Annotated in this window: 10 protein-coding genes, 1 rRNA gene and 1 riboswitch; of the genes, 7 read left to right on the top strand and 4 right to left on the bottom strand. The window is 43.4% G+C overall.

Going from position 1 to position 9,470, the window contains the following annotated elements:
• Positions 1-41 precede the first annotated feature (41 nt).
• Together bslA and cudC are read right to left on the bottom strand one after the other, a co-directional pair.
• Positions 42-587: a biofilm surface layer hydrophobin BslA gene (bslA, locus tag MOB98_RS20025; RefSeq protein ID WP_268367256.1), complete on the bottom strand. Its 546-nt coding sequence runs from the start codon at positions 585-587 to the stop codon at positions 42-44.
• A gap of 206 nt (positions 588-793) precedes the next feature.
• Complete coding sequence (cudC, locus tag MOB98_RS20020) at positions 794-1,336, bottom strand: choline uptake/conversion transcriptional regulator CudC (protein WP_268358777.1); 543 nt, start codon at positions 1,334-1,336, stop codon at positions 794-796.
• A gap of 197 nt (positions 1,337-1,533) precedes the next feature.
• On the opposite strand from cudC, the gene betB reads away from it, so the two are divergent.
• The 3 genes from betB to MOB98_RS20005 all read left to right on the top strand — a co-directional run bounded on the left by betB (position 1,534) and on the right by MOB98_RS20005 (position 4,897).
• Positions 1,534-3,006, top strand: coding sequence for a betaine-aldehyde dehydrogenase (gene betB / locus MOB98_RS20015; RefSeq protein WP_268358775.1), 1,473 nt, complete (start codon positions 1,534-1,536; stop codon positions 3,004-3,006).
• Between the two features lie 16 nt (positions 3,007-3,022).
• The gene (gene gbsB / locus MOB98_RS20010) at positions 3,023-4,231 is read left to right on the top strand and encodes a choline dehydrogenase (RefSeq protein ID WP_268358778.1); all 1,209 of its coding nucleotides are present in this window, start codon (positions 3,023-3,025) and stop codon (positions 4,229-4,231) included.
• 87 nt (positions 4,232-4,318) lie between these two features.
• Positions 4,319-4,897 (top strand): MOSC domain-containing protein, encoded by a 579-nt coding sequence (locus MOB98_RS20005; protein ID WP_268358774.1) that lies wholly within the window; start codon positions 4,319-4,321, stop codon positions 4,895-4,897.
• Positions 4,898-4,902: 5 nt separating this feature from the next.
• On the opposite strand, the gene MOB98_RS20000 is transcribed toward MOB98_RS20005, so the two are convergent.
• Positions 4,903-5,391, bottom strand: coding sequence for a DinB family protein (locus MOB98_RS20000; RefSeq protein ID WP_268358772.1), 489 nt, complete (start codon positions 5,389-5,391; stop codon positions 4,903-4,905).
• Positions 5,392-5,558: 167 nt separating this feature from the next.
• Between MOB98_RS20000 and MOB98_RS19995 the strand changes: the two genes are divergently transcribed.
• Genes MOB98_RS19995 through MOB98_RS19985 form a run of 3 tightly spaced genes read left to right on the top strand, consistent with a single transcriptional unit; the run spans position 5,559 to position 8,177 of the window.
• A complete protein-coding gene (locus tag MOB98_RS19995; RefSeq protein WP_268358771.1) occupies positions 5,559-6,083 on the top strand; it encodes an NfeD family protein in 525 nt (174 codons plus the stop codon).
• 18 nt (positions 6,084-6,101) lie between these two features.
• The gene (gene floT, locus MOB98_RS19990; protein WP_268358770.1) at positions 6,102-7,631 is read left to right on the top strand and encodes a flotillin lipid rafts scaffold protein FloT; all 1,530 of its coding nucleotides are present in this window, start codon (positions 6,102-6,104) and stop codon (positions 7,629-7,631) included.
• Between the two features lie 24 nt (positions 7,632-7,655).
• Positions 7,656-8,177, top strand: a complete 522-nt coding sequence (locus MOB98_RS19985) for a GNAT family N-acetyltransferase (RefSeq protein ID WP_268358768.1) — start codon at positions 7,656-7,658, stop codon at positions 8,175-8,177.
• Between the two features lie 40 nt (positions 8,178-8,217).
• Here the strand turns inward: MOB98_RS19985 and thiT are convergent, their stop codons facing one another.
• Entirely contained in the window at positions 8,218-8,796 is a 579-nt protein-coding gene (gene thiT, locus MOB98_RS19980; RefSeq protein WP_268358766.1) for an energy-coupled thiamine transporter ThiT, read from the bottom strand.
• Between the two features lie 100 nt (positions 8,797-8,896).
• A riboswitch (TPP riboswitch) is annotated at positions 8,897-8,998 on the bottom strand.
• A 399-nt stretch (positions 8,999-9,397) separates the two neighbouring features.
• Between thiT and MOB98_RS19975 the strand changes: the two genes are divergently transcribed.
• A 16S ribosomal RNA gene (locus MOB98_RS19975) occupies positions 9,398-9,470 on the top strand; the annotation flags it as partial.

Genomic DNA, 9,470 nt, shown 5'->3' with positions numbered 1-9,470 from the left:
TACTTAGAGGGGATAATATCACTTAACCGGTCTTTTTTAGATTAGTTGCAGCCGCATGGCTGAGTCGGTGGAGTGCTGCGCTTAGCTACGTCAATGCTGGCTTCTGCGTAAAATTTATTTCCGATGCTCAACGATTTATTCTCCGCACGGAAAGTATATGTACCAGCGGCAGGAAGTGTTTTGTTATTCAGTTTTAATTTAAATTCGCCAGCTCCTAACAAATCAAGTGCCAGAGGAATTCTTACTGTTTTCCCGTTGTTGAGGATCTGTGTTGTACGCAAAGCATTTCCGTTTAACGTGTCTTTCGTATTTGCAGTAAATCCGCTTGGCAATGTAAATTCCATAACGCCAAGGCTGAGAAGCGTGTTTGGGCGATACGTCAATTCAATATCAGAGAAAGACCATTCAGTTTTGCTTGCCCCTGTGATTGTGGCAAACAATGAAGCTGATGACTGTGTTCTCATAGTAGACTCAGTATGAGCTGAAGGTGATTTAGATTCAGCCGCGAAAGAAGCTGTAGGTGCAGAAACGAGTAAACCGAGACTTAATGCACTGATTGCCATAGAAGATAATAATTTGCGTTTCATAATCAAATTCCCCCTAAATAGTTATGAAATAGACAGGCCTGCCCGCTATTCACCTCCTCTGAACGGCCAAATACAAATTTTACCTACATAAAATTACCATCAAATATTTTGGAAGTAAATGGGGTGTTTTTCCCGTATTTTTCAAATTTGTAGTATTTACGTATAAACGGACAAAAAAACGCCCGGCTTCCCAGGCGTTTTCTGTGTTACTTTTCCTTGATCGGTATAAACTTAAAAATTTCCCCGCTCTGCACCGATTCAGCAAGCCGTTTCAGCCAGTCATAGTAGGCTTTAGAGCTTTCCAGCTGCTCGTATAGCTGCAGCGCTTCATTTTTCACATCCTCATTGAGACCTTCCTTGCTCAAAATCTTTTGTAAATCTGCCTGAGCTTCCTCAATCGCTGCTACATTTACTTGGACTTCCCGCTCCCATTTAGGCGGAAAGAAATTAGTGAAAAATTTAAAGAAATCTTTTTCAGCCACAAATGTATGCTTGCGGATGCCCCGATGAAATGTCTTTTTCACTACATTTAAGTCTTGAAGCTTTTTGACACCTGTGCTCATGCTTGGCTTACTCATTTGCAATTCCTCGCGCATTTCGTCAAGCGTCATTTCATCCCTCATATACATCGTCCCATATAAAATCCCGACACTGCGGGTAATTCCGTATAGATCCATCGTTTCAGCAATGGAGTCGATAACAAGATCCCGTGCCTGTTCTATAGCTGTAACTTCTGGATTTTCATCCATACTGACCCTCTTTTCCTTTAGAAAATTAAATTCGTTAAGTTATTTCTTTATGTTCTTTATCTTAACGAAACATAAAGAAAAGTCAAAATGAAAAATTAAATGGGGCTTTGACAGTTTAAAAACCATATGTTAGATTAAGGTTGTTAAAAACGTTAAATTTTTATTTAACAAACTTTATTTACGTCAAGGAGGCTTATATGAGTCAAACATTATACATTGACGGAGCATGGATCAGTGCCGAAAAAGAGCAGATCCGCAGCATTATCAATCCATTTAATCAAGAAGAAATTGCAACCGTAAGCGAGGGAGGGCGAGAGGACGCCATCAAGGCAATAGCAGCCGCGCGAAAAGCATTTGACAAAGGAGAATGGCCATCTCTATCCGGGCTTGAACGCGGAAACATTGTTCTGAAAATTGCGGAATTAATCAGGCGCGATCTTGATGAGCTGGCTGAGCTTGAATCGTTTGATACGGGAAAAACACTCGAAGAAAGCAAGGCCGATATGGACGATATCGCTAATGTTTTTCAATATTACGCCGGATTAGCAGACAAAGATGGCGGAGAGATCATTTCATCTCCAATCCCTGATTCAGAAAGCAAAATCATCAGAGAGCCAATTGGGGTTTGCGGCCAGATTACGCCGTGGAATTATCCGCTCCTGCAAGCAAGCTGGAAAATCGCGCCCGCACTGGCTGCAGGAAACACGATCGTCATGAAGCCGAGTGAGATCACGCCGCTGACGACAATCAAAGTCTTTAAGCTGATGGAAGAAGCCGGCGTTCCAAAAGGTGTCGCAAATCTTGTTCTGGGACCGGGAGCCACAGTGGGTGACGAGCTTGCTGCAAACAAAGATGTTGATTTGATTTCGTTTACGGGTGGAATCGAAACAGGCAAAAAAATCATGCGGGCGGCAAGCGGAAACGTCAAAAAAATTGCGCTTGAACTTGGCGGAAAAAATCCAAATATCGTTTTCAAGGATGCAGATCTAGAGGTTGCGGTCGATCAGGCATTAAACGCTGTATTTTTCCACGCCGGCCAAGTATGCTCAGCCGGTTCGCGTTTGCTTGTTGAAGATGCCATTCATGATCAATTTTTGGCGGAGCTGGTTAAACGGGCAAAACGCATAAAACTCGGAAATGGTTTTCACGCAGAGACAGAAAGCGGCCCGCTTATTTCGGCGGAGCACAGGGCAAAAGTAGAAAAATATGTAGAGATCGGGATAGAAGAAGGCGCGAAGCTGGAGACAGGAGGAAAACGACCGGAAGACCCTGCGCTGCAAAACGGCTTTTTCTATGAACCTACTATTTTCTCAAACTGTAAATCTGACATGAGAATTGTTCAGGAAGAAGTTTTCGGGCCTGTATTGACCGTCGAAACCTTCAGTTCGGAAGAAGAGGTAATCGCGCTTGCAAATGATACCATCTACGGCTTGGCCGGAGCGGTATGGTCAAAAGATATTGAAAAGTGTGAACGCGTAGCAGCACGCCTGAGAATGGGAACTGTTTGGATTAACGATTTCCATCCGTACTTTGCACAGGCGCCATGGGGCGGCTATAAGCAATCCGGGTTCGGGCGCGAGCTTGGAAAAATAGGCCTTGAAGAATACACAGAAGTCAAACACGTGTATCGCAATACAAAACCGGCAGCGGTTAATTGGTTCAATTCATAAGAGGGGGAGATTGATGATGACGTTAAATATGAAGGTAGAAAGCATGCAGAAATTCCATACATTTGAAATTCCGACTGTGATTAAGCATGGAATCGGAGCCATCAAGCATACAGGTGAGGAAGTAGCTGCACTGGGCGTTTCAAAAGCGCTCCTTGTCACAGACCCAGGGATTTATAAAGCCGGTGTTGCTGATCCCGTAATCGAATCACTTAAAGAAGCAGGCATTGAAGTTGTGCTCTTTCATAAAGTTGAGCCAAATCCGCCTGTCCGTCTGGTGAATGAAGGGTCTCAGTTATACAAAAAAGAGAACTGTAATGGTTTAGTGGCAGTCGGTGGCGGAAGCTCCATGGATACAGCGAAAGCCATCGGAGTAGAAGCAACTCACGAAGGAAGCGTGCTTGATTATGAAGCGGCAGATGGAAAAAAACCGCTGGAAAACCGCATTCCTCCGCTGACGACCATTCCGACAACAGCCGGAACAGGATCAGAAGTAACCCAATGGGCGGTTATCACAGATGAAGAAAGAGAATTCAAATTTAACACGGGCGGCCCGCTGATCGCAGCGCACTTGACCATCATTGATCCTGAGCTTCATATTTCAATGCCTCCGCATGTAACAGCCATGACGGGAATTGATGCGCTTGCTCATGCCATTGAGTGCTATACAATGAAATTTGCACAGCCAATCACGGATGCAGTTGCCTTAATGGCGATTGAATACGCCGCTCATTACATTAAAAGAGCATTTGCTGACGGAGAGGATCTGGAAGCGAGATACGGAATGGCGCAGGCTGCAATGCTTGCAGGTCTATCTTACGGCAGTGAATCAGCAGGTGCGGCCCATGCGATGAGCCAAACGCTCGGCGGTATTATCCCAGTTGCACACGGTCAATGTGTGGCGGCGATGATGGGCCCTGTCATGGAATACAACTGGAAGGGCTACCCTGAGAAGTTCGCGCGGATTGCAAAAGCGTTCGGTATTGATACAAGCCAGATGACAACAGAAGAAGCTGCCAAAGCATCTGTCAACTGGATGTATGACCTGGTCGAAGAATTAGAAGTACCGACTTTAGAAGAACAGGGAGTATCACCTGATATGATCGAACGCTTGTCAAAAGAAGCAATGAAAGACCCGCAAACCTTCGGGAACCCTAGAGATTTAAATGAAAAAGCATACAATTGGATCTATAAGCGCTGCTTTAACCTGACGCCTAAAACAGTATAATTAAAATCCCGCTCCTTTACAGAGCGGGATTTTTTTGGATAATGAAGGATAGATTGAAAATTTAGATAAGAAGGAAGGTGCCGGCTGATGTGGAAGCGTATGACTGCAAAAACGGAAGGCTTATATATTGCAGATACAGAAAGCTTCGTAACAAAGCAAATGGACAAGCTTGATTTTGATTATGGCGGCATTCCCGGCGACTTGCATTTTGGTCTGACCAAAAAAGCGGGGGCCAGAGAACCGATGTTTTCAAGAGGGACTGAAATTTTTAACCGCAGACAAATTTCTATTGTTTCAATAGAGGAATGCAATGAAATCGCTTTAGAAATGGGAGTGCCGAGAATTTTGCCGGAATGGCTCGGGGCGAATGTGGCAGTCAGCGGTATACCAGATCTTACTTCAATAAAAGAAGGAAGCCGGCTCATTTTTCCAAGCGGAGCTGCTTTGCTGTGTGAGGGAGAAAATGACCCGTGTATCCAGCCGGGTGAAGTCATTCAATCTTATTATCCGGACAAGCCAAAGCTCGCGCCGGCTTTCGTCCGCCACGCAATGGGCATAAGGGGGATTGTCTGTATTGTTGAGAGACCTGGTGCCGTTTACACAGGTGATGAAATAGAAGTTCATTCATTTCAGCGGAAAGCCAAACGAAAAGCAGAAAGGGTCTGATCAAATCAGGCCCTTTCTATCTTTTCTTTAATTTCTTTAATCTGGCTAAGATGCCGTCTTTCATGGTGGCCAATAAAATCGATCCACTGTCTGACAGTCAGTTCTTGAAACACAGGATGCGGAAGCACTCTCTCAAAATCTTCTTCCTTCAGAGAGGCAATCGCAGCTGTCAGCTGCTCTCTTACCACATCAAGCTCACGTTTCATCTGGCTGCCTGAAATAAAATTATGATCAGGCTCAAGATGGGTCGGGGCTTTCCGTTTGTTGTTTCTGTCCTGTGCAGTCTCAAGCGGTTTTTCTTTCACTTCTTTAACCGGTGCTTCCTTTACACGTTCCTTCAGCATTTTTTGTGCGGCCATATCTATTTTTTTCAGATGGTCGAGAACTTCCCGTATGCTCCATTCTTCAGCTGAAGGCTTTTGATTCAGCTTTTCGTCCGAAAGTCCTTTCACTTCGTTCCACGTTTCTAATCTGGCTTCATTAAAGATACTCATCATATCTCCTCCTAAAACGACATTACCATATATATAAGCAATTATCATTTATAAAGCACTTAACAAAGAGCATTTATCTAAAAATTTTGAAACCTATTCCATTGTGCATCGTATAAATGGTAACGGCAGCCGTTCATCAATGCATTGGTGAAGAGAGGATGAGGAAATTGGAGTTATTAGACGTTCCTATACAAACCATTTATCTTTATACGCTGATGATTGCGGGCAGTCTTACGCTTTTATTTCTATTTTTCGGAGATGTATTTTCTGGGCTGACAGAAGGCATTCCGTTTCTTAATCCGACATTGGTGCTTGCATTTTTTACATGTTTTTCAGCAGGCGGATATATAGGTGAGCTTACATTGCCCCTGTCCAGTCTGTTGATAGCACTTTTATCTTGCATCCTTTCAATTATCCTGGTGACATTGCTTCACATCTTTGTTCTGGTACCTTTGTCATCTGCTGAAGAATCTCTGGCTTATAAGGAAGATGATCTGAGAGGGAGGATTGGTAAAGTCATTACTGCTGTTCCTGTTGACGGATTTGGTGAAGTGGTCATTGAAGGGATAGGCGGCACCATCTCGAAGTCAGCGGTCAGCTTTGAGAATCAGCAGATCAGTTACGGAACAACGGTTTTAGTCGTTGATGTCAACAATGGAGTTCTTTCGGTTACTCCGCATGAACCTATTTAAATCAAGGAGGAATGTGATATGACAATGCCGATTATTATTGTTATCGGAGTTGTATTCTTTTTATTAATTGCACTAATAGCCGTATTTATTACAAAGTATCGTACGGCAGGTCCTGATGAAGCGTTAATCGTAACGGGAAGCTATCTTGGCAATAAGAATGTCCATGTCGATGAAGCAGGCAACCGCATTAAAATCGTCCGCGGCGGGGGAACCTTTGTCCTTCCTGTCTTCCAGCAGGCAGAGCCGCTAAGCCTATTATCAAGCAAACTTGATGTTTCGACACCTGAAGTTTATACAGAACAAGGAGTGCCTGTGATGGCCGATGGAACTGCAATTATAAAAATCGGCGGTTCTATAGGAGAAATCGCTACAGCGGCCGAACAATTTTTAGGGAAATCAAAAGAAGACCGTGAGCAGGAAGCGCGAGAGGTTTTAGAAGGCCATCTCCGTTCCATTCTCGGCTCAATGACAGTTGAAGAAATCTATAAAAACAGAGAAAAATTTTCTCAAGAGGTGCAGCGTGTCGCTTCACAGGATCTCGCAAAAATGGGGCTTGTGATTGTTTCCTTCACCATTAAAGATGTGCGTGATAAAAACGGTTATCTTGAATCATTAGGGAAACCGAGAATTGCCCAAGTAAAGCGTGATGCTGATATTGCAACAGCGGAGGCTGATAAAGAAACCCGAATTAAGCGGGCAGAAGCTGATAAAGATGCAAAAAAATCAGAGCTTGAACGGGCAACGGAAATCGCCGAAGCAGAAAAAATCAATCAGCTCAAAATGGCTGAATACCGAAAAGAACAAGATACGGCAAAAGCGAATGCCGACCAGGCATATGATTTAGAGACTGCCAGAGCGCGTCAGCAAGTCACAGAGCAGGAAATGCAGGTTAAAATTATCGAACGCCAAAAACAAATAGAACTGGAAGAAAAAGAAATTCTTCGCCGTGAACGCCAATACGACTCGGAAGTAAAGAAAAAAGCAGATGCAGACCGTTATTCAGTCGAGCAGTCCGCAGCAGCTGAGAAAGCCAAGCAGCTCGCGGAAGCTGATGCCAAGAAGTACAGCATAGAAGCAATGGCGAAGGCTGAGGCGGAAAAAGTGAGAATTGACGGACTCGCAAAAGCTGAAGCGGAAAAAGCGAAAGGGGAAACAGAGGCTGAGGTTATCCGCCTGAAAGGTCTGGCAGAAGCGGAAGCAAAAGAGAAAATTGCGGCTGCCTTTGAGCAGTACGGGCAGGCTGCGGTTTTCGATATGATCGTAAAAATGCTTCCAGAATACGCGAAACAAGCAGCGGCACCTCTTTCCAATATTGATAAAATCACCGTTGTTGATACAGGAGGAAGCGGTGAATCAAGCGGTGCAAATAAAGTAACAAGCTACGCGACAAACTTGATGTCAAGCCTGCAAGAAAGCTTGAAGGCATCGTCGGGAATTGATGTAAAAGAAATGATTGAGAACTTTTCTGGAAAAGGAAACGTAAAACAAAGCATTAACGAATTAACAAATGAAATAAAAGAAGCAAAAACGGTCCCAAAACCAGATTAATGACTGGGGAAGGATGGCAGCAAAATGGTAACTGTACGAGAAGCAAAGATAGAAGACATCAAGGACATTGCAAAAGTGCATGTAGACAGCTGGAGGACAACATACCGCGGAATTGTCCCGGCTGAATACTTAGAAAGTCTGAACTACAAGGAATTTGAAGACAAATGGAAAAGCCGCTCGTTAAAAGGTGTATTTGTGGCTCAGGATGAAATAGGTTCAATATTTGGCTTTGCTTCATTTGGACCTATTCGCTCTGAACAAGGAGGCTATGATGGCGAGCTATACGCTATTTACCTTTTAGAAGAGCATCAGCGGCAAGGGGCAGGCAGAGCGCTCTTAGCAAAAGGAGCAGAGTTTTTGATTCATCATGGCTTTTCGAGCATGTTTGTTTGGGTAATTGAGGAGAACCCCTCGATTACATTTTATCAGGCCTATACACCTGAAAGAGTAGCGGAGGACAGCTTTGAAATTGCAGGAGAAAGGCTGAAAGAAGTAGGATTGGGATGGCCGAATCTTTCTGCTTTGAAAACGGTTCTTAACAGATAACCAAAACAACCCCCAGCGGATTGCGCTGGGGGTTGTCACATTAAACTTTGTCAATTTTGAGCAAACGCGGTGCAGTCATAAACAATAAACAAAGGACAATTGCACAGATGATAAATGAAGGAACCATATAAGTAGCATTATAAGTTAAAGAATAAATCCATACCGGCGTTCCTTTTGGAGCGAAGCTGCCGAAAAACACGGCTCCTGAAATGACATGTGCGGCATAGCGTAGGACACTGCCCATAAAAACGGCACTGACCACTGAGACAATCAGTTTCCCTTTTGTTTTAGTTACAGCGGCTTTACGGACAGAAGAAGCAAAACATCCGCTTAAACCGATAGCAGCGAACGCGATAAGGTAATCTAGCAATAGCTGGACAGGGTGTTGTGCAAATAAGTTTCCAATCGCTATTTGAACTAGACCTGTCAGCAGACCGGTAGTGAGGCCTGCTTTGACACCCCATCGAAACGAAATCAAGAAGATCGGAATCATCATGATGGAGACCGAGCCTCCTTGAGGCATGCTGAGAAACATTCCTGAGACGATGTCTAAAATAACAGCAGCCGCAGTCATAATTGCAATTTCAATAAGGCGAACCAGTTGTTTAGATTGATTCATAAAAATCCCCTTCCATCGATAGACAATCCAAAAGGAAAACAAAAAAGCAGCACGCGGAAGGATGAGAAAAGTTCCACGCACTGCTTTACGATCTGCAATTCATTTGACTTTGCCACATCCCTACACCAGCGTTAACTAACAGGTTCTAAGGGTCAGAACGAAACCGCTCACTCTCAGCTTTAATGCTCCCCTTGTGGTCATCAGTATTTAGTTCGTTTCTACTATACAAGAAAAAGAAAAAAACAACAAGATCGCATTACGATGTATATGTTCTTTTAAAATAGTTATATTCTAAATACGCGATATAATGTCATGCGCAATGATAGTTTATTTATTTTATAGAATTTTTTCATGAAAAACTATTGCAATAAATAAATATAGGTGTTATATTATTAAACGTCGCTGATGAACAGCAGACAAAACAAGAAGCTTCAAAACAATTTGAAAAAGTTGTTGACAAAAAAGAGGCTGAATGTTATATTAGTAAAGCTGCTTCGTTAAGAAGTGGTGAAATGATCTTTGAAAACTAAACAAGACAAAACGTACCTGTTAATTCATTTTTATAAATCGCACAGCGATGTGCGTAGTCAGTCAAACTACTTTATCGGAGAGTTTGATCCTGGCTCAGGACGAACGCTGGCGGCGTGCCTAATACATGCAAGTCGAGTGGACAG

It is taken from the genome of Bacillus sp. N13C7 (genome assembly GCF_026790065.1).
In the GTDB taxonomy this organism is placed as follows: domain Bacteria; phylum Bacillota; class Bacilli; order Bacillales; family Bacillaceae; genus Bacillus.
The sequence above is the reverse complement of the archived record's forward strand: the minus strand, read 5'-3'. Positions and strand labels throughout refer to the sequence as shown.

Excerpts from the sequence above, each read along its gene's own strand:
- bslA (WP_268367256.1), bottom strand. The coding sequence starts at position 587 with ATGAAACGCAAATTATTATCTTCTATGGCAATCAGTGCATTAAGTCTC.
- cudC (WP_268358777.1), bottom strand. The coding sequence starts at position 1,336 with ATGGATGAAAATCCAGAAGTTACAGCTATAGAACAGGCACGGGATCTT.
- betB (WP_268358775.1), top strand. The coding sequence starts at position 1,534 with ATGAGTCAAACATTATACATTGACGGAGCATGGATCAGTGCCGAAAAA.
- gbsB (WP_268358778.1), top strand. The coding sequence starts at position 3,023 with ATGACGTTAAATATGAAGGTAGAAAGCATGCAGAAATTCCATACATTT.
- MOB98_RS20005 (WP_268358774.1), top strand. The coding sequence starts at position 4,319 with ATGTGGAAGCGTATGACTGCAAAAACGGAAGGCTTATATATTGCAGAT.
- MOB98_RS20000 (WP_268358772.1), bottom strand. The coding sequence starts at position 5,391 with ATGAGTATCTTTAATGAAGCCAGATTAGAAACGTGGAACGAAGTGAAA.
- floT (WP_268358770.1), top strand. The coding sequence starts at position 6,102 with ATGACAATGCCGATTATTATTGTTATCGGAGTTGTATTCTTTTTATTA.
- MOB98_RS19985 (WP_268358768.1), top strand. The coding sequence starts at position 7,656 with ATGGTAACTGTACGAGAAGCAAAGATAGAAGACATCAAGGACATTGCA.
- thiT (WP_268358766.1), bottom strand. The coding sequence starts at position 8,796 with ATGAATCAATCTAAACAACTGGTTCGCCTTATTGAAATTGCAATTATG.